This is a genomic window from Mucilaginibacter inviolabilis (assembly GCF_011089895.1).
GTDB lineage: Bacteria > Bacteroidota > Bacteroidia > Sphingobacteriales > Sphingobacteriaceae > Mucilaginibacter > Mucilaginibacter inviolabilis.
This window is the reverse complement of the sequence record NZ_JAANAT010000001.1, coordinates 1,241,092-1,263,278: the sequence shown is the minus strand read 5'-3', so window position 1 is coordinate 1,263,278 and position 22,187 is coordinate 1,241,092. Positions and strand designations below refer to the sequence as shown.

Genomic DNA, 22,187 nt, shown 5'->3' with positions numbered 1-22,187 from the left:
CTGATTTTATATGATGTACGGTAATTATAAAAATAAACATTTGATATGCAATTGCAGCCAATATCAATACCCCTTTTTTGTGTAAAAATTAAAAAACAAGGCTATGAATCCATAGCCTTGTTTTTTTAACATGTTATAAGGATATTATTTATCCCAGTAAACCCTTGCGGTAAAAGTATCACCACCAGAAAGTTTGGCAACAGCAGCGTTATAATTAGCACCGTTGGTTGATGGTAAAGTAACCGGGTAAGGTACCCTTCTTGGTACGCTTGTAGCAAATTGATTTGGGTACACAACAGCTACTAAAGCTGGGTAACCAGATCTTCTCCAGTTGCACCATGTTTCAATGAAGTTAAATACAGTGGCGGTCTCCACATAGTATTCCATGTTAATCTGCTGCATAGCAGTGGCCGGATTAAGTGGATGTGCCGCAACATAAGTAGCTATATCGGCAGCGTTAACAGAAGTTGTACCGAATTGCCCTAACGTTTGCATATCTGCAGTAAGTGCGTTTGAAAAATGTGTAGCAGCGGTACCTGTGTTCCAGCCCCTTGTAGATGCTTCTGCTAATAAAAGCTCAGTTTCGCCATAAGTTAACAGGAAGTTGTAACGATTACGATCGTCGTATACAGCAAATTTCGGGCGTGAGTATTTGGCAACCGGAGCAGGGGCGTCACCTGGTACTGCAGGATCAGCGGGGGTTGCTCCAGGATAACCAGGCGCTTTTGAAATATCTGTTGCACCACCTCCTAAATCATAACCATTAGGCATACCTAATTGCTGACCAGTTGGTAAAATTCCAGGAATTTGAGTTTCATTAGCTTTTTTACCGGTGCCCGCTGATATTTCACCAATGGCATTAACGCGTGGGTCGTTATTACTATTCATGTAATCAAACAAGGTTTTACCCCAGCGTACTTCTCTAAAATCGTCGGGCACTGTTAAAGCTCCGGCATCTGCATTGCCATTGGAGTGGGCATTGTCGGTTTTTACTTTGGCGTTATCATTGATTCCCGCCATTGTACCACCCTTATATGCTTTTTCAGCATAACTTTGAGCTACATCAGGTGCGATTTTTGTTAAGCGCATGGCAGCTCTCAGCATTAATGAATAACCCAATTTTTTCCATTGGTTTACCTGGTCAGCGTTACCGCCATAAAACAGATCGCTGGTTGGACCTGGTTTTGAAACATCAAGGGCAGTACAAGCCTTATCTAACTGGTCGAGCATTGAGGTATAAATGCTTTGCTGCGTATCAAACACAGGAGTGTATACACCTGTTTTTGCCTGGCCTTCCTGCGAGAACGGGATATCGCCATAAGTATCCGTAATACGTTGCAGTATAAGCATTCGCATAATAGTACCGCAGTTATCCAGATTGCCATAAGCTGCTTTTCCCTTGATCAGGTTTTTCATCTCATCAAGCAGTGTTGTTGCATTATAGCCATTGTTCCATAAGTTGGCTTTATAACTATCAAAACTTCCGCGAAGTACATATTTATCACCATTACCATAATAGTCATAGGTTGAGGCCAGAGCCTGACTCCACATGCTTTGAAATAATAACTGCCCATAACCCAAATTAGAGAACTGGATTTGTGCCTGCGCCATGAAATAATCCGGAATGATCAGATCTCCATTTATCTTAGTTGGGTCTGTATTTATTTGGTCGAAATTTTTAGTACAACCCGCTATTAAGGTGGAGCCAGCAAGCAGGAAACTATATATTAGTCGTTTTTTCATCTGAGTTATTTTTTAAGTTTGAAATTAACATTAAACCCATAAGTTCTAACAGCAGGTACGCTTGTGCCTTCGATACCTGCATAATTAATTCCAGGTGCAAAATTCGATTCCGGATCAATATTATCCGAACGTTTCATAATAGTCCATAAGTTTCTGGCTACCAGTGATACAGTTATAGAATTGAATGGGGTAGTACCCAATACATTTTTAGGGATAGTATATCCAAAGGTAACCTGGCGAAGTTTAATAAAGCTGCCGTCCAACGCGTTTAACGCTGATACATTTTTAGCTAAAGTTTGGTAATAAGTTTCCGCAGGTACTTTTACGGTATTTGGAGTGCCTGATTCTGTTACACCTACACCTACAACACCACCATCACGACCAACTAATGTCATTTTGTTTAAACCACGGAAGATGCTGTAATAGTTAGTAGCGGATAATATTTTATTACCATAACGATAATCAATCAGGAAACCCAGGTTGAAATTCTTGTAGTTAAAATCGTTGTTTAAACCACCATAAAATTTAGGTGTTACACTACCTACTGCTTTACGAGCAGTAAATTCGGCGTTACCGTTAGCATCAAATATGATATTACCATTTGCATCGCGTTTATAATCATTGGCCATGATCTGAGGGCCTGACATACCTTTAACAAAGGCTGTGGTTGCATTTAACGGACGATAGGTTCCTAAACCTAAGTTGGCACCCTGAGCGTCGGTTTCCAATACTTTGTTATGAATATAAGTGAAGTTAAATGAGGGGTTCCAAGAAAAAGTGCTTGTTTTAATTGGAGTACCATGTATTTCAACTTCTACGCCTTTATTTTGCATGCTGGCGCTTGCCGCGTAACGAGAAGTATAACCGGTTGAATTATCCAATGTAGCCTGTACAATTTCATTTTTAGTTTTTCTGTCAAAATAAGCGACATCAACACCCAGGCGATCATTTAAAAACTTTAACTCAGTACCTATTTCAAGCTCAGTTAGGGTGAATGGTTTTAATGTAAGGTTGGGTAGTGTGCTTGAAAATGTTGCAGCACTTGTGCCATTAATAGGATTTGCTACACTATAGTAAACCTGGTTAGCATATGGAGCAGCACTTGAGCTTGTTTTTGCGTAAGAAACACGGAGTTTTCCAAAGTCAAGTCCGTTAATGTGTGTCAGATCTGAAAAAATGAAACTAGCTGATACTGAAGGCGCAAATATGCCCCGGCCAATATTACCGGCAATACTGCTATACGTATCATATCTGCCCGTGGTACTCAGTACCAGGTAGTTTTTTACAGCAAAATCAGCAGTATAATACAAGGAGTTTATCTGTAAATTGGAAATTCCCTGATTACCACTGTCGCGGTTAGACAGATTTGATAGATCATAGAAGTAAGGTATAATAAAGCCAGTACCACCAACATTTCTGATATAAGTGCCAGAAGCTGTACTTTTACGAATATTACCACCAGCAGAAAAGTCGAGATTTAAAAAGTCCTTAATCAGATCGTGCTTGATGCCAGCCAAAACGTCGGCGTTAAATTCTGTAATTTCTGTATTTTGAACCCCCATATCTCCAAGAGTGCTTAAAAAAGCAGTCCCGGTAGGTTCGATATTCAAACGGGAGTCATGAATATTATCATAACCAACCCTACCTTGAACGTAAGCCCATGGAGTTACACTGTATTTAGCTGATAGTGAAGATATTAAACGCTCTCTTTTGGTAGTATTTACAAACTTATATGCGGCAAAATAAGGATTGGTTACATAAATATCATTAGTAAACGACGTTTCTTTACCATTTGCATCATAGCCAGGCGCTAACATACTTTGAGGTTCATTTGGAGCCAAAAACTGAACGTTGTTAGGGTTGCCAGGTCCATCACTCAATCCGGAACGGTTTTTTTCGTTGTCAAGAATATAATTGGCAACAACGTTGATATCCAGATTTTTCATAACGGTTTGCATACCGTTAAAGTTGAAGGTTTTTCTGTTTAAACCACTATTAGGTGTAATAGCGTGGTTATTCATATCAGATAACGACAAACGAAACGCGCCGCTTTCGCCACCGCCAGTAAATGCTACAGTGTTGGTAAATGTATTACCTGTTTTATAGAATTTGGTATAATTATCACTGGTTTTAGAATAAGCATATTGTTTACCATCAAGTTGTATAACAGATGATCCATCCAATTTGGCACCCCATGCAAGGTTCCCTGAACTTAAGGCACCCGCAACGGTAGTAGGTTTTAACCCATTTTCACCTTGCCCGTACTGATCCTGAAAATCGGTATTATCATATACCTTATCCATTTGGTAGTTGGTATTGTACTCGACACCAAAACCTGAATTTTTCTTGCCTGATTTAGTAGTGATCAAAATAACACCACCTGTAGCACGTGTACCATAGAGGGCTGATGCTGATTGGCCTTTTAGTACGGTCATGGTTTCAATATCATCCGGGTTGATGTTAGCAATACCATCACCATAATCAGCGCCGCCCCATTCGCCTGACTGGCCTCTTTGGGTATTATCCATTGGAACTCCATTGATTACAAATAATGGCCCTTGAGTAGAGCTGGTACTGGTTACACCACGTAATAGTATACGAGCAGATGAACCGGCGCCACCCGCAGCACCATTTATACTTAAACCGGCAACTCTGCCTTCTAATGATAAGGCCACGTTACTTTCTTTTGCTTTATCAAGTACGTCACCTTTAACTGTTGTTAATGCATAACCCAGTTTTTTCTGTTCTTTCTTAATACCCAGAGCCGTAACAACCACTTCGTTTAGGTTATTATTACTTGTTAGGGTTATAGTTAATGATGTTTTTGAACCTACAGCTACTTCTTTTGTAGTAAAACCTATATAGCTTACAATCAAAACCGTTTTGCTATCGGCTTCCAGTGTAAAGTTACCATTGGCATCGGTTTGTGTACCTGTTGTAGTGCCTTTTACCCTGATACTTACGCCAACAAGAGGTTCTCCTTTTTCGTCAATAACTTTACCACTAATCTTTGCAATGTTGCTATTGATATTAAAACCAAGATTGTTGGTAAACTTTGGACTGGCATGGGCCACTGTTTGCGTATTTATGAGAACTATACCTGCAAGGGCTAATTTACATAAGGGCAAAGATTTGGATATCCATGGCCTATGTACACCCATTGGGTGTTTTAAAAATTTCATATTTTACTGAATTTAAAGGGAGTTAATAACAAGCGCTGTCGATTGCACCTGCATTTATAAACATTCAAAAATCATTCTGTCGAGCAGCAATTTCCCGCCGGGTAATTGTGCTTTGGTAGGGTTAGTAAGCATTTTTTACATAGGCCTAATTTTTTCGGGTTTTAATAATCAATGTTGGTGTTAAATTCACACTTAATGCCGCCGGACTAGGATCGGCGCAAGAAGTGATTTAAGAGGTGGACAATTAAATTTTAACTATTGCCTACAAACCCATGAAAAATATTTTGATTTTTTAATTTGCCAGTATTATAAACCTTCAAATGGTTTAATCGCAAATTTTATTGTCAAAATGACAAATAAAAAGAAGGCTTCATTCTACCGACGAATGGCTGTTGTTTTGTTTAATATCTGCCTTTTCCAGATATGATCATGGATGCCAGCTGCTCATCCCGATTGTATATATCCTTACGGAAGTTGAGTTTGTTACTACGATCTGTAAAAGCAGTAAAATAGGCTATAAAAACAGGAGTTTTATGTTTAAGGGTTATTTGCTGCTCCTTACCCAGGTGCATAGCTTTGCTAATCCTGTCCGCAGTCCAGGTAGTATCGTATTTTAATAAAAATGAAGCCAGTTTAGCGGGTTCGCCAACACGGATACAGCCATGACTGAATGCTCTTGATGATTCTCCAAATAATGATTTTGATGGTGTATCATGTAGATAAATGCTATAACTGTTCGGGAAAAGGAATTTAACTAACCCCAGGGAGTTAGCTGGCCCGGGCTTTTGTTTAATCACCGGAAGCCCATTTTCTTTTCCGGTAATAATCATATTATGCTCTGTAATATAATTGGGGTTCTTTTTAAGCTCGGGCAATACTTCATTTCGTATAATGCTTTCGGGTAAGTTCCAGTACGGACTAAAAACAATATACTGCATTTCGCCATAGAATATTACCGTTTGATGCACTTTTTGACCCACAACTACATTACAACTCCATAATAAGCTATCAGCATGATAAACATGGAGTTTAAATTCAGGTATATTCACCGCCAGGTAATCAGTATTTAAACTTACAGGAAGCCATCTGCAACGTTCCATGTTAACGATGATCTGTCGCATCCGGGTTTTCAGCGGGACATTTAATTCGGTTATAGTACTTGTTCCGGCAATACCATCGGCTGTAAGTCCATGTCGCATCTGAAATTGTTTAAAAGCATCTTTCAGTTCATCATCATATACATTGTTTAATGTGTCACCCTTAAAATCCTCCAGTTTATAAAGTCGTTTTTTGATTAAGGATATTACCGCAGAGGAATCACCTGGCTTAAGTTTTTTACCCGGAACAATGGGTTGCCATTTATCCACCGTATCCAAATGGCGGTATTTGGCCAGGAAGCCTTTTAAAAGATCGTATTGACGATAAACAGGTTCAGATAAAACATTGCTTGATTTGCCTGTTTTTTTTAATAAACTATCCAAATAATCATTATAAGATACCTTTTTACGCGGCAGGTACCAGTTTACTGCACGTGTAACTGAATCGCTCATACCCTGAAAGGCCAGTTTCGAAAAAACAAAGTACTGTGCGGTAAGCATCAGTTCGGTGGTAATATTTGTCTTGGCTTTAATATTAGCCGCCTTGGGGTGAGCATCAAACACCAGTGAGTCTAAAGATTTGGGATAGGGGATGGCCTTATATATACCTTCGCTTTGTAAATTGTTTAATCTGTCAACCAGGTTGCCGGCTTGTTCTATTAATATGCTCTTGGCATACCAGGCATAGGCAAATTTACGCTTGCTGTAAAACTGGTTAATATCTTTTGCGTAGGAATCAAAAGCCGGATACTTTTTGAGGAAAATATTTATTTGTATGCTGTCAAAAACCGCTTCGGTTTGATCACTAAAACTCCCCGGGATGGTTTTATTCCATTCCTTTACAATCTTCTTTTTAATAGAATCGGCTTTTGATACCCGGTGTTTGGGGTTTTGTTTACAGCTGAACAGGATAGAAATGCTGGTGATTATCAGTAGAGTATATTGTTTTATCCGCCTGTTTAGCATAGTTTATTTTTTGTCTGAAAGATAAAAAACAAAAGACAAAAAAATAATTTATAAAATATATACTAAATATATAGACATTGTAGTATATTTGAACTTCAGAACATTCAAAATCATGTCGGGCAGTAAATCTATATTAAATACACCTCTCTTTTTGCATCGCGTCGATAGCAAAATGGTCATGTGTTGCTGTTGTTGAATTATACCTTCTGTCGATCCCGTCTACTCCCATATTTTACTGATTTCATTATTTAACATATATTTTATGAACGCTTATCTGGTAAATCAATTAAAAAAGCCCGCAATCGCCCGGCTATTAGCTGACTACCCTGTAATTTACGGATTGTGCAGTTGTTGATGCTGAGCTATCACCACGTTAATCAATTACAATTCATTTAATCTTCATTCTATTTAAAATGTTAACTACAAATAATACCAAATATCCTTTTTTTGATCTGTCAGAGATCGTTGCAGACGCCGATCTTCCGTTTAAACCATACCAGCCGTTAAAGCCTGTTAAAGCCGGCAATTATATACCAGATCTTAAATTCTATAGTACTTACAACCGCTGGCAACAGTTTTTTAACGGGGCCGAAGTGCATGGCCCTGTTTCATTAAGACATCTCTTAAATAAACCACTCGTTATAGCTTTTTACTCGCATCACTGGCACGATCATGGTTTTAACTTACTTAAACAGCTTAACAATATCCATAACGAAATAAAAGCAAGTGGCGGAAACCTGTTGATCATCAGTGATGAGCGCACCGACGAGCTGGAAAAGAAAGCCTGGGAGCACAGTTTTACCCTTAATTTTTATTATGATGAGGCAAAAGAACTGGCGCAGGCATTTCGGGTGTTCTCCGATGAAGATCCTGTTTGGAATAGGTTTTCAGGGATTGATGTAAATGCGCCTTTATTGGCTACTTACATCGTCGATCCTTCAAAGCAGGTTGTATATAGTCATATTGATTTCGACTTTCTGGGTACATTTTCGGCCGATGATATTATTGCTTCGGTTTATGAATCAGCATTGATCAACCATAGCAGAAAATCTGCCTGATCATCTTAAAAAAAGAAATACCATGTCAAACGTTATTGATCCATTAGAAAAAGTGAGGTCGAAAGTTCACCAGCAGGTGCTTTCGGCCAATCAGGAATATGTGAAGCACTTTGGCAACAAAGGGGAACTGGCTATACCACCCGCCCGCCAATTTGCCATTTTAACCTGTATGGATGCCCGGCTTGACCCAGCTCAATATGCAGGTCTTGCCGAGGGCGACGCACACGTGATCCGTAACGCTGGAGGCAGGGCAAGCGATGATGCCATCCGTTCGCTGGTGATATCGCACAAACTACTGGGTACCAAGGAATGGTTTGTGATCCATCATACCGATTGTGGTATGGCTTTGTTTACCGATGATATTATTCGTGACTTACTATCCAAAAGTTTGAAGACTGCTACTGTTGATGAGCACGGCTGGCGTAATACCGAAGAAAGCGGCGGATCAAATGAAGCCCGACATATTGCTTTCCTTACTTTTAAAAACCTGGAAGCAAGCGTTACTGAAGATGTTCAACGCATCAGGCAGCATCCGTTGGTAGCTAAAAATATTCCTATTTATGGCTACATTTATGATGTACGCTCCGGTAAACTTATCGAAGTGCCTGAAGCTACCCATGCCGGTGAGGTTTTAAATTGATGCGGAAAATAGGGTTGTGTTTTTAAAATTCATTAAGATAATAAAGCCTTTATTTAAATATCTTAGTGAGTTATTAAACACCTTACCGTATACATGAAGCTTGAAAAACGTGATTATGATGCCGTGATAGTTGGCTCTGGACCTAATGGTTTGGCTGCTGCCATATTATTACAGCAAAATGGCTTGTCGGTATTATTGATTGAAGGTAAAAAAGAAATAGGAGGAGGTCTTCGTTCGGCAGAGCTCACTTTACCCAGTTATCTGCATGATATCTGTTCCGCCATCCATCCTCTGGCTGCAGCTTCACCGTTTTTTGAAACATTACCACTTGACCAGCACGGGTTGGAATATATTTATCCCGAAATAGCAGCCGCGCATCCATTTGATGATGGCACGGCCGCTATTTTAACCAAATCAATTGAACAAACCGCAAGCCTGTTAGGTGCCGACGAACAGGCTTATCTTAAACTCATCAAACCCGTAGTAAAAAACTGGCCGCTCATAGCGCCCGATGCTTTAGGGCCGCTGCATTTTCCCAAACACCCGCTGGCCATGGCCAAATTTGGTCTGGATGGCTTAACTTCCGCCAGCTTTTTAGAGAAACGTTTTAAAACCCAGGCTGCAAAGGGCTTATTTGCCGGGATGGCAGCACATGCCATACAGCCCTTAAGCAATTTCGCTACATCAGCCATTGGCTTGGTACTAATGGCGCAAGGGCATTTAAAAGGCTGGCCTGTACCAAAAGGCGGATCAAAACAAATAGCCAACGCATTGGCTTCGTATTTTATTTCGATAGGAGGAAAAATAGAAACTGACCGTTATATTGAATCGTTAGGTCAACTGCCATCTGCACACGCCGTATTGTTTGACATCACGCCTAAACAACTCCTCAAAATAGCCGGGCACCGATTTTCATCTTTGTATAAATGGCAATTGGAACGCTACCGCTATGGAATGGGTGTATTTAAAATAGACTGGGCCCTGAGTACGTCAATACCTTTTAAAGCAGAGCAAGTTAAACAAGCAGGCACCGTGCATATTGGTAACACATTTGAAGAAATAGCCGACGGCGAGCATCGCATATGGAAAGGTGAACATCCAGAAAAACCATTTGTATTACTGGCTCAGCAAAGTCAGTTTGATGCTTCACGGGCGCCAAAAGGTAAACATACCGCCTGGGCTTATTGCCACGTACCCAACGATTCTGAAAAAGATATGACCACTATTATTGAAAAACAGGTGGAACGCTTTGCACCAGATTTCAGGGATACTATATTGGCCAAACATACTTTCAATACCACGCAGATGGAACAGTATAACCCCAACTATATTGGTGGGGACATCAATGGCGGCGTTATCGATATCGGACAACTATTTACCAGACCTGCATTGCGTTGGTCGCCTTATAAAACCTCAGCTAAGGGGTTTTACATTTGTTCCTCATCCACACCACCGGGTGGCGGCGTACATGGTATGTGTGGTTATCATGCAGCTAAAAAAGCGTTGAGTGATATTTGGAAGATTAAGGTAAAGTAGCCCTTTATAGCACAATTTGTCATCCTGAGCGTAGCGAAGGATCTGCTCTTCGATATGCCTATCTTTTAATAGATCCTTCGCTACGCTCAGCATGACAATGTGTAGGCAGGTGTTAGTTCAACTCCAAAGTCACAATTGATTTGGCCGGTAACGTAACCACTAGTTTGTCGCCGTTTTTTTTGGCACCAGTAAAATTACTCAGGTGTATTTTGTTGGGATCGGCAAAAGTATTGATATTGGTTACGTTGGCCGAAGTTAATATCTGTCCCCTTACTGCCGACCATTTGATATCCTGCAAAGCCGTTGTAATGGTTATAGGATGATGAATATCCAGGTTAACCAATGAAATATGTACCTTACCTGCAGCATCCTGTGAAGCCGAAGCATTCACTGCCGCTATTTTTTTACCATCTACTTCATAATCTGGTACATCTAATTTGATGGGGAGATATTTAGCATCCTGGTGCACTTTGTACATATCAAATACATGATAGGTAGGAGTAAGTACCATTTTTTCTTTATCAGTTAAAATGAGCGATTGTAAAACATTAATAGTTTGTGCCAACGCGGCCATTTTTACCCGGTCGCTGTGATTGTTAAAAATATTTAACGTGGTACCTGCAATGAGCGCATCACGAAGGCTATTTTGCTGATACAGGAAGCCTGGGTTGGTGCCAGGCTCAGGATCTGTCCAAACACCCCATTCATCAACTATTAAAGCCACTTTTTTCTCCGGATCGTATTTATCCATGATGGCCGAGTGTTTGGTTACCAGCTCCTCCATCTTAAGGCAATTTACCATGGTGTTAAAGTACTCACTTTCGCTAAATGAAGTTGCTGAGCCTTTTTTACCCCAGTTACCTGTTGGTATAGTATAGTAATGAAGTGATAGACCGTAGATCATGTGCAGCGGTATGTTTTTCATACACACTTCTGTCCAATTATAATCATCGGCATTGGGGCCGCTGGCTATTTTTTTAAGTCTTGCACCAGGATAATCCTTAGCAAAAGAAGCGTAGCGTTTAAACTGGTTTACATAATACTCGGGTGTCATATTGCCACCGCAACCCCAGCTTTCATTACCCACACCCCAAAAAGTAACTTTGTAAGGCTCCGGGTGCCCATTTTTTGCTCTTTCCTGTACCACTGAGCTTGTGCTGTTGGAGTTCAGGTATTCGATCCACTTTGACATTTCCTCAACCGTACCACTACCAACATTACCGGCAACATAAGGTTCACATTTTAATAAACTGCAAAGCTCCAGGAATTCATGGGTGCCAAAGCTGTTATCCTCGGTTACACCGCCCCAATTAGTATTTACCATGCGCGGGCGTTGTGCTGTGGGACCTATACCATCGCGCCAATGGTACTCGTCTGCAAAGCAGCCACCGGGCCAGCGCAGATTTGGGATCTTTATTTTCTTTAAAGCCTCAACAACATCAAGCCTGATGCGATCCTGTTTTTTTACCGGAAGGCTTTTATCTACCCAAAAACCACCGTATATCCCACGGCCAAGATGTTCGGCAAATTGCCCGTAGATGTTTTTGTCGATTGTAGTTTTTGAATTATCACTAATGGTAATGGTTCCGGTTTGGCTAAAGGCAGCAGTCGAACCAAAACATAGCAAGCAAGTAAACAGATGGATAAGTGTTTTCTTTTTCATTGAATGAGGTTTTGATATTGGAATTGTAAAGAAAAGAAAAAAAACTAATAAGTGTTAAAATAACAACAATTAATTTAAATAAAAACCTGTTTATTGAAATGATTTTATTTGGTGTTAGCTAAACAATTAATAAAACGCTTTAGACTATTGCTTAATCAGCCTGGCAAAGTAATCTGCAAATCTGGTGCTGTTATAATTCGCAGTGTTGGCATGCCTAAATACCAGCTCGCCTTTTTTGTTAAATACCAGCGTGGTAGGGATGGTTCCGTCCATAATATCTTCGGGCATGTTGCCAACCAATGTATAAACAGGTAAATCATACTGATGACTTTTCATAAATGCATTGGCTGTTGTATAGTTATTGTCTACATCAGCCAGTATGAAAATCGCATTGGGAGTATTTTTATACTGTTGATACAGCTCGTTAACGTTCGGCATTTCTGCAATGCAGGGTGGGCACCAGGTGGCCCAAAAATTCACAAATATTACCTTACCCTTTAAATCAGTTATATTTAAAACCTTACCTGTACTATCTCTGAAAGCTATATTGGACGGGTTGGTCAAAACTTTGGGTAATACCTGGGCCGGGATCTCTGGTTTAAAAAAGCCAATGTTTATTAAACCTCTTATCCATAAACTTTTGGCCGTTGGATTAATGAGCATAATAACCAAAATAGCTATCGATAGCAGGTAGATAATATTGCCAACGCTTAATTTTTTCTTTTCCATTATATCAGGTTTATAGCAAACTAATGCGGGAGCTTGTCCCTAAGGAGTCCATAAACCCAGGTACCAACTATAGCGCTAAACAGGGTGACAATAATCACGGCAAAACCACTGCCTATCTGAGCAAACAGTGGGCCCGGACATGCTCCGGTTATGGCCCAGCCTAAGCCAAATATCAATCCGCCATAAACGTTACCCCAATGAAATTTTTTAACCGGGATAATAATAGCTTCTCCGGATATGGTTTTTACCTGGAAGCGCCTGATGAGCAAAACAGAGATAAGACCTACTACAATAGCGCTGCCGATAATGCCATACATATGAAATGATTGTAACCGGAACATTTCCTGTATCCTGAACCAGGATACTACTTCCGATTTGATCAGCACAATGCCAAAAAGCATCCCTATGATGAGGTATTTAATATTGCGCATAGTTTACAGACTGATGAGATAAGGTAAAATGAACCAGGTCATAACAAAACCACCAGCCATGAAACAGCAGGTAGCCACTACAGAAGGCCATTGTAATGTGGATATACCCATAATAGCATGTCCAGATGTACAGCCGCCTGCGTACCGCGTGCCAAAACCCACCATAAAACCTCCGATAACTATAAAAATAAATCCTCTCAGGGTTAACAGTTGACTAAAGCTAAATACATCATGTGGCAACAGCCCGCTAAAGTCTGCAATGCCTTGTTGTTTGAGCAGGGTAGTGGTGTGCGGATTGATCTGAACTGGATGATTGCCCGATAAATATTGCGTGGCTATAAAACCACCTAATACGATACCGGCAACAAAAAACAGGTTCCAGCTTTCCTTTTTCCAATCGTACTTAAAAAAAGAAATATTTGCCGGTAAGCAAGCTGCGCAGATATGCCTTAATGATGATGATATACCGAATGCTTTATTGCCTGCTAATAAAAGGGCTGGTACGACAAGACCAATTAAAGGACCGGCAACATACCAGGGCCAGGGGTGTTTTAAAATATCCAACATGATACGTAATAGCTATATTATGGTAAAGATATTTATTGTGTGAGCAATACACTACTTGTTAAGTAATTATTGATTTTTTATTTGTTTTTATCAAGCGTATCAATATCTTTACAATAGATTATACCCTATTAATTGTCTCTTTCTGGTGAAAAGGTTTATTGCCATACTCTTACTAAATGTGCATCTGTTCAATTTGGGCGGGTATAATTTGGTTTTTAAATACTTAATTCACCGTTCAGAAGTTCAGATAGTTAAACAGATCTACGAAAATAAAGTAGATGCAACTCAACTTGTCGAAATAAAGCTTCCTGTTCATTTACCGGGCATTCACGACTGGAATGATTATGTAGTTGACCATGGGCAGTTGCAACTCAAAGGAGTTTATTATAATTATTTACGATATAAGGTTACCCGCGACACCATGTCGTTTATTTGCATTGCCAACAGTGTAAAAACCAGGTTGGTTACCGCCAATTTAATTATCGCTAAAGAATTTTGCGATGTGCCCCTGAGCAAGAAAGGACACGAAGCACCGCTTAAAAAAGTAACCTTCGGTAGTGAATATAGTTGCGAAGTGATGCATTATCGCTTTTTGGCATTTTCAACCACGCTTAAAGCTACCATGAATCCTATATCTTACCACTTGAGTTCTCCCTTCATTGAATCTCCCGGTAAACCTCCTAATTTTTCTTGCTAACCAGCAACCTTAAATGATGTTATTGAATGGCTTTGCATGCTTTATTTTAAAGCTGCCGCTGTATTTGATTACAGTTTGAACTACTGTTTAGGTTGTATTTAGAATATACACGAGCTATTTGTAAGCACAATTTACGGATTGATTGTCTTTTGTATTGCTAATTGGTTATAAAAACCGGTTATCAATACCCGTTCAACGGGTTATAGCCCGGTTACAGATTGATTTATTAGCCTCACCCTAATTAATTATATATGATAGAAAATTTATCAAAACTTTTCTGCAGATGCTGTTTAGTTATAGCTTTTTGCCTTGTTTTATTGCCTTTTGCCAGGGCGCAAACAGATGCTGATGCATTGATGATCCCCAAGAATTATTTTTGTGCCGCCGGTATCTATACCCACAGCAGCTGGGATCATTATTGGGAAGGTACTTTTAAACGCGATAACCTGAACCTGGGGACGGTAAGCTCCAATGTGTACAGTTTAGGTGGTAATTATGGCTTGTCCAACCGTATTAATTTATTATTCATGGTACCTTATGTAACTACCAATGCTACCGCCGGTACATTAAGAGGCGAACACAATTTCCAGGACTTGAGCGCATCTATCAAATGGATGGCATTAAAAGAAGAAATTGGAAGAGGGTTGTTCAGCTTACATGCTATCTTATCCGGATCGATACCACTAAGCAACTACGAAGCTGATTATTTACCCTTATCAATTGGTCTTCATAGCAAAAATGTGGCCTTACGAGCCTTGTTAAACTACCAAACGGGCCGGTTTTTTGTTGCCGGGGCCGGTCAGTATATCCGTCGGAGCAATATCACTATCGACAGAAATTCCTATTATACTACCGAGCTGCATTATACCAACGAGGTTGAAATGCCTAATATGACCAACTTCCTGGTAAGCTCTGGCTACAGGAGTTTAAAATTCAATGCCGAAGCTGTATTAACCAAAGTGACCACGCTGGGCGGATTTGATATCCGTAAAAACGATATGCCTTTTCCCAGCAATAAAATGAATTCAACATTGGCCGGTGTTATATTGAAATATAGTCTGCAATCTATTAGCGGCCTGGAGTTTACCGCTGGTGGTAATTATGTGCTGAGTGGCCGCAATGTGGGACAAACCCGGACCTTTTACGGAGGGGTTTATTACGTTTTTAGTACTAAGAAAGAGAAATAGGCAGGTTAATACTTAACGATGATCAATATGAAAAAAACATTACGCTATATAGCCCCAATATTATTTTCGGGTGCCGCTTTTTTAAGCTCCTGCAAAAAAGATATTACCGATCGTACAACATTGTACCCGGCGCTGGCACCTGCCAATATCGACCTGAATGCGGATACCTGGAAACCGGTACTGGTAACCGATTTTAGCACACTAACCGTAGCTGCTCCCGACGCGGTAACCTCGCCGGCTTATGTGGCTGATATCAACGAAATCAAGGCTCTTCAACGCAGCCTGACTGATGATCAGAAAGCAAGCATTAAATACTGGAGCGCAGGTTCGGTTTTGAGATGGAACGAGATATTGCGCGATCTGGTAGCTAAGCACAATGTAGCTCCATACCAAAATCCAGATGGCACTTATCCTGCCCCCAACTCGGCTAATCCGTTCAATTATCCGGAATTTCCGTTCTCCAACCCACCATATGCAGCAAGAGCTTACGCTTATGTAAGCGCGAGCCAATATGATGCGTTAATTGCTGCCTGGCATTTTAAAAACCTGTACAAGCGCACAGCACCATATAAAAATGATACAGGTGTAAAACCATTGGTACCCACTTCAGATTTACCATCGTACCCGAGTGAAGATGCAGTTATAGCTGGAACCACGGTGGAAATTATGAAATTGTTATTCCCTACGGAGATTGCTTATATACAGCAAAAATCAGATGAAGAAAAGCTATACCGCATTATGGCTGGCGCAAATACCCGCGGTGAGCTTAATGCCGGTGAAGCCTTAGGCAAACAGGTGGCGGCCATATTTGCTAACCGTGCCCGTAATGATCGTGCAGGCAAGGCTATTGGAACACCCGCTATCTGGAAAGGTTTTGAAACAGCCGCCACTGCCAAAGGAGAACAATTTTGGGTGAGCCTGGAAACACCCAAAAGACCACCGATGCTGCCTTTGTTTTCAAAAGTTTTACCCTTTTTGTTTGACACACTTACAGTGGTTGCTTTAAGACCAGCGCCGCCGTACTTAACCAACTCACCTGAATTTAAAAAGGAAACTGAGGAGGTATTGGCATTTAGTAAAGATCATTCCCGTGATCATGAAACGCAGGTAGCTTTCTGGGCCGATGGTATAGGTACATACACACCTCCTGGTCATTGGAATGCTATTGCTGCTGATGAATTTGTAAAGCAAAATTACAGCGAAGTTCGTTGGGCCCGAAATTTAGCATTACTGAATATGGCCGAAATGGATGCCGCCATTGTTTGCTGGGATACCAAATATTTTTATTTTAACCAAAGGCCGTCACAGGCTAATCCTAATATTAAAACGCTGACAGGAGTACCAAATTTTCCGGCATATACATCGGGGCACTCCAATTTTAGCGCGGCAGCTGCTGCGGTATTAACCTATTTACTGCCCGATAGAGGTACCAAGTTCACCGATCTGGCGCATGACGCGGCCATGTCACGGCTATATGGTGCCATACATTACCGTAGTGATTGTGAGGTAGGTTTGCAAACCGGGGCCAAAGTAGGGCAGTACGCGGTGCTGAGGGGAAAAGCAGATGGGGCAGATAAGTAGAATAAGGATTTTTGGAGCAAGGAGCAAGGATTTTAATAGGATGTCATTCATCCAAAAATCTTTGTTCCAAAACAAAATAAAAAAGAATGTTACGTTTAACAACTGATCAAAAAATATATTTTACACTAAGGCTGGCGTGTGCCATGTGTTTTATTGGGCATGGCGCATTTGGTATCATTACCAAACAAATATGGTGTAACTATTTCGCGATAATGGGTATAGGGCATGATGAGGCCTATCGACTGATGCCGGTTGTAGGTTCTATTGATATTTTGATGGGTATATCCATGCTGATTTACCCAACACGTGCTGTTGCCGGCTGGTTGGTGATCTGGGGCATTATTACGGCTTCCTTCCGTCCATTATCCGGTGAGCCTTTTGCTGAGTTTATTGAACGTGCCGGTAACTTTGGCGCTCCTTTGGTGTTGTTGATAGTACAAGGAGGAATCAGAATCCCTTTAAAGCAATGGTTCGCTCGCATGAATGATCAGGTAGTAATTGAACCACTGGCATTAAAAACGGTGATCAATAGCTTAAGGGCGGTGGCATTTTTATTGTTATTAGGTCATGGCTGGCTTAACCTCATACAAAAGGCTGGATTGCTGAAACAATATGAATCCCTGGGTTTTCATGACCCGGCTAAAACAGCGCTAATCGCCGGCGCTTTTGAAATATTAGCCTCTTTGTCCATACTCATCCGTCCGTTTAAAAATTTATTACTTGTATTTATCATCTGGAAAATAACCAGCGAGCTGTTTTATCCTCATTACGAAATATTTGAATGGGTAGAGCGGGGCGGCAGCTATGGCGTACTGCTGGCTTTATGGTTCGCGCTAAAAAAAGCACCATCGGGTTTTATCGTGTTTCCCTGGAAAAACACCAAAGATTTGAGATTTAGTTGATTAATAAAAAATCCTGTATGAGAGCAGGTGAAAGCCAGGCCTGAGAAACCTGGCTTTATTAAACAAATTACCATAGACCAATTTTAACCCAATAAATATGAAATTAACTCTACGCTTACTTTTTTCTATTTCTTTTTACATCTTTTTTAACTCCACCCGTGCAAATGCACAGGGTTGTGTAGCCATTCGCAGTACGGGTGGTTTGTGCACTATGGATGAGCACCCAGACAGTAATAATACCAACAGCAGCTGGTTACTGAACAGTAATAACCGTTATTTTCGGTCATATAAGCATTTTATTGGTACTCAGGAGCAAAAACAACGTATTGCCCAGGGCACTAATGTGATCAATCATTCCTATACCCAAGATCTTACACTTACCCGAATTTTTAACAATCGCTGGTCGTTTGCAGTTGATGTGCCTATTTTGGATAATAGCCGGTCATCGTTATATGAGCACGGTGGTAAAGAACGCTTGAGTACCCATTCATTTGGCCTGGGCGACATCCGCTTAACCGCTTATGCCTGGCTGCTTAACCCGGCTAAGGCACGGAAAGGAAATATTCAGGTTGGTTTGGGTCTTAAACTGCCTACCGGTAATTATAATTATCAGGATTATTTTTACCATACCGGTGCTAATGATACCCGTACGCTGGGCCCTGTTGATCAATCGATACAACTGGGTGACGGCGGCACAGGCATCACTACCGAGATCAACGCTTATTACAACTTCACTCATCAATTTGGCCTGTACGGTGGTTTTTATTACCTCATTAGTCCACGTGAGCAAAATGGGATATCGACAGCACGCGGCAGTGCACCAAGTGCCAAAGCAGTGGCTAATGGAAGTGATGTAATGAGCGTTCCCGATCAGATCATGATCAGGGGAGGTGCCAGCTATGGTGTTGGCAAGTTCGACTTTTCGGCAGGCGTACGTTATGAGTGTTTACCAGTAAAAGACCTGATCGGCGGCAGTAATGGCTTCAGAAGGCCTGGCTATATTATCTCGGCCGAGCCGGGTATTACTTATCGCCTCAAAACGCTATCTATATATGCTTTTGTTCCGGTAGCCCTGAAACGGGATCGTACGCAGAGCGTACCTGACAAGCTTACCACACAACAAACAGGTGTATATACCCAGGGTGATGCTGCTTTTGCTGATTATGCCGTTAACGTTGGCGTTACCTTTAAATTTAAATAGAATACCATACAGTACATATAGTTGATTAATTGAAGCCGGGAGTGAGATCCCCGGCTTTTTTATTGTTAATTATGGCGCAAACTTTATAATTTTACCAGCATGAACACTCCCGAAGAAAACTTCGCGGCGCTGGGTTTAAACCTGCCGCCCGCACCAAAGCCACTTGGCGTTTATAAACCATGTTTAGTTGATGGTAAATATTTATACCTGTCGGGTCATGGCCCGGTTCAGGATGATGCTTCCCTGATCATCGGCCGTATCGGCGATACCGTTTCACAGGAGGACGGAAAATTGGCGGCTCAGCAGGTTGGTTTAACCATGTTGGCTACTATTAAGGCTAATATTGGCAGTTTTAATAAAATAAAAAGAGTGATCAAAGTATTGGGTATGGTGAATTGCACCCCCGAGTTTGAGAAACATCCTTTTATCATTAACGGCGCCAGTGAACTCTTTGCCAAAATATGGGGCGAAGAGAACGGTATCGGCGTACGCAGCGCTGTGGGCATGGGTTCGTTACCAGACAATATCCCGGTTGAAATTGAGGCCCTGTTTGAGTTAGCCGAATAATTTAAGAGGTTTTGACCATGATTCTCCTGATTGAAGGATTATCATGATAGGATGGAGCCAGTATAGATAAAGGTGAAAAAATCCTGTTAATCCTTTAATCACGGAAATCAAGGTTCAGAAAAAGCCCCAAAACTCAAAAATGAACAACTGGTACACAATTGATGATATAGAAAAGCTGGATACTCCGGCTTTAGTGGTTTATCCGGATAGGGTAAAGGCTAATATCGATCTGCTTAAAACCATGATCGATGATGTTGCCCGCTTGCGCCCGCATGTAAAAACATACAAGAATAAAGAGGTTACCCTGTTGCTTATGGCAGCAGGTATCCGAAAATTCAAATGCGCTACCATTGCCGAGGCCGAACTTTTAGCCATATGCAAGGCGCCGGATGTGCTGTTGGCCTATCAGCCGGTGGGCCCAAAGCTTTACCGTTTTATAAAGCTTATACACGCGTATCCGGGTACTAAATTCTCTTGCCTGGTTGATAACGCCGTAGCTGCGAATGAAATATCAGAAGTAGCCGAAAAATACAAACTGCGGGTTGATGTTTATCTTGATATTAATGTAGGTATGAACCGTACGGGTATAAAAGCCGGTTTTGAGGCGCTGCAGCTATATATGGACTGCGCCGTATTACCAGGATTAAATCCAGTAGGCTTGCACGCCTATGATGGTCATATCCATGATGCCGATCTGGCCACCCGTGCCGAGCGTTGTAATAACAGTTTTGAGCCAGTTTTAAAACTACAGGAGGATATTAAAAAGCGTGGTTATGCCGAACCGGTAATTATAGCCGGTGGATCGCCCACCTTTCCTATACATGCCAAAAGAGGAGTGGTAGAATGCAGTCCCGGTACTTTTGTTTACTGGGATAAAGGCTATCAGCTGGGCATGGCCGAACAAGGTTTTTTACCCGCTGCGCTGGTTATTTCCAGGGTAATATCCCTGCCAGGAACTACCAAACTTTGCCTGGATGTAGGGCATAAATCCGTATCTACGGAGAATGAACTAAGTAAGCGCATCTATTTTTTAAATGCCCCTGAACTGGTACCTGTTAGCCAGAGCGAAGAACATCTGGTAGTAGAAGCAGGCGAAGGGCATGCTTATCAGATAGGCGATGTGCTATATGGTATACCGCATCATATATGCCCAACTGTAGCTTTATATGAACGTGCTTATACTATTGAAAATAAATTACTTAATAGTGAGTGGCTCAACGCTGCCCGCGACAGAAAAATAACCATCTAATATGTTTATAGTTGATGCCCATTTAGACCTGAGCATGAACGCGCTCGAGTGGAACCGCGACCTTACCCGTCCGCTATCCGAAGTTAACCAGCGCGAAGAAGGCCTGACCGACAAACCCGACCGCGCCAAAGCTGTAGTTACTTTACCCGAGCTGCGCAAAGGCAATATCGGCCTGGTGGTAGCTACGCAGATAGGCCGTTACGTTGCGCCCGATAATCCACTGCCGGGCTGGCATTCGCCAGAGCAGGCCTGGGCGCAAACGCAGGGACAGGTTGCCTGGTATAAAGCTATGGAAGATGCCGGCGAAATGGTACAGGTAAATGATCTGCCATCGTTGGAGAAACACCTGCAGCTTTGGAGCGATGGACAATCCACAGAACATAAACCCATAGGCTATATTTTAAGCCTGGAAGGTGCAGATTCTATCGTTACCGTTCAACATCTGGAACGTGCCTATAACTATGGTTTACGTGCCGTTGGGCCTGCACACTACGGCCCGGGTCGTTACGCCCAGGGTACAGATGCTACAGGCTATATGGGACCGAAAGGACATGAATTATTAAAAGAAATGGAGCGCCTTAACATTATCCTGGATGCCACCCATTTATGCGATGATAGTTTTTGGGAAGCACTTGATCATTTTAGCGGGCATGTTTGGGCCAGCCATAATAATTGCCGCGCTCTCGTGAACCATAACCGCCAGTACAGCGATGAGATGATTAAAGCCCTGATTGATCGCGGGGCGGTGATTGGTGCCGCGCTGGATGCCTGGATGATGGTACCCAATTGGGTGAGAGGACAATCTACTCCAAGAGGCATGAACTGTAACCTGGAAGTGATGGTTGATCATATCGATCATATCTGCCAGATAGCGGGTAACGCGTTGCACATCGGTATGGGCTCTGATCTCGACGGCGCTTTCGGCCGCGAACAATGCCCGTATGATCTGGAAACCATCGCCGATCTGCAAAAAGTACCTGCTCTGCTCAAAAAACGCGGCTATACCGATCAGGATATTGAAAACATGATGCACGGCAACTGGCTGAGGTTTTTAAGAAAGACCTGGGCTGAATAAAATAATAAAAGTTGTCATCCTGAGCGCAGCGAAGGATCTGTTTGCCAATTTGCATATTGAATAATAGATGCTTCACTCCGTTCAGCATGACAAGAATGTCCTTGCTCTTTTGTCTT

Annotated in this window: 18 protein-coding genes; 11 read left to right on the top strand and 7 right to left on the bottom strand. The window is 41.6% G+C overall.

Annotation, left to right across the window (positions count from 1 at the left end; genetic code table 11):
- Window positions 1-144: 144 nt before the first annotated feature.
- From G7092_RS04965 to G7092_RS04955, 3 genes are all read right to left on the bottom strand, one after another.
- Window positions 145-1,743 carry a SusD/RagB family nutrient-binding outer membrane lipoprotein gene (locus G7092_RS04965; RefSeq protein ID WP_166086804.1) on the bottom strand — a complete coding sequence of 533 codons (1,599 nt, stop codon included), beginning with the start codon at window positions 1,741-1,743 and terminating at the stop codon, window positions 145-147.
- 5 nt (window positions 1,744-1,748) lie between these two features.
- On the bottom strand, window positions 1,749-4,925 hold the full coding sequence (locus tag G7092_RS04960) for a SusC/RagA family TonB-linked outer membrane protein (RefSeq protein ID WP_202985219.1): 3,177 nt from the start codon (window positions 4,923-4,925) through the stop codon (window positions 1,749-1,751).
- Window positions 4,926-5,326: 401 nt separating this feature from the next.
- Window positions 5,327-6,988: a L,D-transpeptidase family protein gene (locus G7092_RS04955; RefSeq protein WP_166086802.1), complete on the bottom strand. Its 1,662-nt coding sequence runs from the start codon at window positions 6,986-6,988 to the stop codon at window positions 5,327-5,329.
- Window positions 6,989-7,401: 413 nt separating this feature from the next.
- On the opposite strand from G7092_RS04955, the gene G7092_RS04950 reads away from it, so the two are divergent.
- The 3 genes from G7092_RS04950 to G7092_RS04940 all read left to right on the top strand — a co-directional run bounded on the left by G7092_RS04950 (window position 7,402) and on the right by G7092_RS04940 (window position 10,222).
- Complete coding sequence (locus G7092_RS04950) at window positions 7,402-8,046, top strand: redoxin domain-containing protein (RefSeq protein WP_166086799.1); 645 nt, start codon at window positions 7,402-7,404, stop codon at window positions 8,044-8,046.
- A 22-nt stretch (window positions 8,047-8,068) separates the two neighbouring features.
- The gene (locus G7092_RS04945) at window positions 8,069-8,686 is read left to right on the top strand and encodes a beta-class carbonic anhydrase (protein WP_166086797.1); all 618 of its coding nucleotides are present in this window, start codon (window positions 8,069-8,071) and stop codon (window positions 8,684-8,686) included.
- Window positions 8,687-8,779: 93 nt separating this feature from the next.
- A complete protein-coding gene (locus G7092_RS04940; protein ID WP_166086795.1) occupies window positions 8,780-10,222 on the top strand; it encodes a phytoene desaturase family protein in 1,443 nt (480 codons plus the stop codon).
- Window positions 10,223-10,334: 112 nt separating this feature from the next.
- Here the strand turns inward: G7092_RS04940 and G7092_RS04935 are convergent, their stop codons facing one another.
- From G7092_RS04935 to G7092_RS04920, 4 genes are all read right to left on the bottom strand, one after another.
- Window positions 10,335-11,885 carry an alpha-N-arabinofuranosidase gene (locus G7092_RS04935; RefSeq protein ID WP_166086793.1) on the bottom strand — a complete coding sequence of 517 codons (1,551 nt, stop codon included), beginning with the start codon at window positions 11,883-11,885 and terminating at the stop codon, window positions 10,335-10,337.
- Between the two features lie 144 nt (window positions 11,886-12,029).
- Entirely contained in the window at window positions 12,030-12,614 is a 585-nt protein-coding gene (locus G7092_RS04930; protein WP_166086791.1) for a TlpA family protein disulfide reductase, read from the bottom strand.
- 20 nt (window positions 12,615-12,634) lie between these two features.
- Window positions 12,635-13,045, bottom strand: coding sequence for a DUF6691 family protein (locus tag G7092_RS04925; RefSeq protein WP_166086789.1), 411 nt, complete (start codon window positions 13,043-13,045; stop codon window positions 12,635-12,637).
- Between the two features lie 3 nt (window positions 13,046-13,048).
- Entirely contained in the window at window positions 13,049-13,612 is a 564-nt protein-coding gene (locus tag G7092_RS04920; RefSeq protein ID WP_166086787.1) for a YeeE/YedE family protein, read from the bottom strand.
- 145 nt (window positions 13,613-13,757) lie between these two features.
- Here G7092_RS04920 and G7092_RS04915 point away from each other — a divergent pair, with 145 nt between their 5' ends.
- The 8 genes from G7092_RS04915 (at window position 13,758) to G7092_RS04880 (ending at window position 22,071) form a co-directional block, all read left to right on the top strand.
- Window positions 13,758-14,309, top strand: coding sequence for a hypothetical protein (locus tag G7092_RS04915; RefSeq protein ID WP_166086785.1), 552 nt, complete (start codon window positions 13,758-13,760; stop codon window positions 14,307-14,309).
- Window positions 14,310-14,560: 251 nt separating this feature from the next.
- Window positions 14,561-15,496: a hypothetical protein gene (locus tag G7092_RS04910; protein ID WP_202985218.1), complete on the top strand. Its 936-nt coding sequence runs from the start codon at window positions 14,561-14,563 to the stop codon at window positions 15,494-15,496.
- 27 nt (window positions 15,497-15,523) lie between these two features.
- Window positions 15,524-17,077 carry a vanadium-dependent haloperoxidase gene (locus G7092_RS04905; protein WP_166086783.1) on the top strand — a complete coding sequence of 518 codons (1,554 nt, stop codon included), beginning with the start codon at window positions 15,524-15,526 and terminating at the stop codon, window positions 17,075-17,077.
- Between the two features lie 86 nt (window positions 17,078-17,163).
- Window positions 17,164-17,979, top strand: a complete 816-nt coding sequence (locus tag G7092_RS04900; protein WP_166086781.1) for a hypothetical protein — start codon at window positions 17,164-17,166, stop codon at window positions 17,977-17,979.
- Window positions 17,980-18,076: 97 nt separating this feature from the next.
- A complete protein-coding gene (locus G7092_RS04895; RefSeq protein WP_166086779.1) occupies window positions 18,077-19,180 on the top strand; it encodes a hypothetical protein in 1,104 nt (367 codons plus the stop codon).
- Window positions 19,181-19,279: 99 nt separating this feature from the next.
- On the top strand, window positions 19,280-19,747 hold the full coding sequence (locus G7092_RS04890) for a RidA family protein (protein ID WP_166086776.1): 468 nt from the start codon (window positions 19,280-19,282) through the stop codon (window positions 19,745-19,747).
- A gap of 139 nt (window positions 19,748-19,886) precedes the next feature.
- On the top strand, window positions 19,887-20,996 hold the full coding sequence (locus G7092_RS04885; RefSeq protein WP_166086774.1) for a D-TA family PLP-dependent enzyme: 1,110 nt from the start codon (window positions 19,887-19,889) through the stop codon (window positions 20,994-20,996).
- A 1-nt stretch (window position 20,997) separates the two neighbouring features.
- The gene (locus tag G7092_RS04880) at window positions 20,998-22,071 is read left to right on the top strand and encodes a dipeptidase (RefSeq protein WP_166086772.1); all 1,074 of its coding nucleotides are present in this window, start codon (window positions 20,998-21,000) and stop codon (window positions 22,069-22,071) included.
- Window positions 22,072-22,187 lie beyond the last annotated feature (116 nt).

Coding starts and splice junctions, on each gene's coding strand:
- G7092_RS04930 (WP_166086791.1), bottom strand. CDS start 12,614: ATGGAAAAGAAAAAATTAAGCGTTGGCAATATTATCTACCTGCTATCG.
- G7092_RS04905 (WP_166086783.1), top strand. CDS start 15,524: ATGAAAAAAACATTACGCTATATAGCCCCAATATTATTTTCGGGTGCC.
- G7092_RS04890 (WP_166086776.1), top strand. CDS start 19,280: ATGAACACTCCCGAAGAAAACTTCGCGGCGCTGGGTTTAAACCTGCCG.
- G7092_RS04950 (WP_166086799.1), top strand. CDS start 7,402: ATGTTAACTACAAATAATACCAAATATCCTTTTTTTGATCTGTCAGAG.
- G7092_RS04945 (WP_166086797.1), top strand. CDS start 8,069: ATGTCAAACGTTATTGATCCATTAGAAAAAGTGAGGTCGAAAGTTCAC.
- G7092_RS04940 (WP_166086795.1), top strand. CDS start 8,780: ATGAAGCTTGAAAAACGTGATTATGATGCCGTGATAGTTGGCTCTGGA.
- G7092_RS04920 (WP_166086787.1), bottom strand. CDS start 13,612: ATGTTGGATATTTTAAAACACCCCTGGCCCTGGTATGTTGCCGGTCCT.
- G7092_RS04885 (WP_166086774.1), top strand. CDS start 19,887: ATGAACAACTGGTACACAATTGATGATATAGAAAAGCTGGATACTCCG.
- G7092_RS04880 (WP_166086772.1), top strand. CDS start 20,998: ATGTTTATAGTTGATGCCCATTTAGACCTGAGCATGAACGCGCTCGAG.
- G7092_RS04935 (WP_166086793.1), bottom strand. CDS start 11,885: ATGAAAAAGAAAACACTTATCCATCTGTTTACTTGCTTGCTATGTTTT.
- G7092_RS04955 (WP_166086802.1), bottom strand. CDS start 6,988: ATGCTAAACAGGCGGATAAAACAATATACTCTACTGATAATCACCAGC.
- G7092_RS04910 (WP_202985218.1), top strand. CDS start 14,561: ATGATAGAAAATTTATCAAAACTTTTCTGCAGATGCTGTTTAGTTATA.
- G7092_RS04895 (WP_166086779.1), top strand. CDS start 18,077: ATGAAATTAACTCTACGCTTACTTTTTTCTATTTCTTTTTACATCTTT.
- G7092_RS04960 (WP_202985219.1), bottom strand. CDS start 4,925: ATGAAATTTTTAAAACACCCAATGGGTGTACATAGGCCATGGATATCC.
- G7092_RS04900 (WP_166086781.1), top strand. CDS start 17,164: ATGTTACGTTTAACAACTGATCAAAAAATATATTTTACACTAAGGCTG.
- G7092_RS04925 (WP_166086789.1), bottom strand. CDS start 13,045: ATGCGCAATATTAAATACCTCATCATAGGGATGCTTTTTGGCATTGTG.
- G7092_RS04965 (WP_166086804.1), bottom strand. CDS start 1,743: ATGAAAAAACGACTAATATATAGTTTCCTGCTTGCTGGCTCCACCTTA.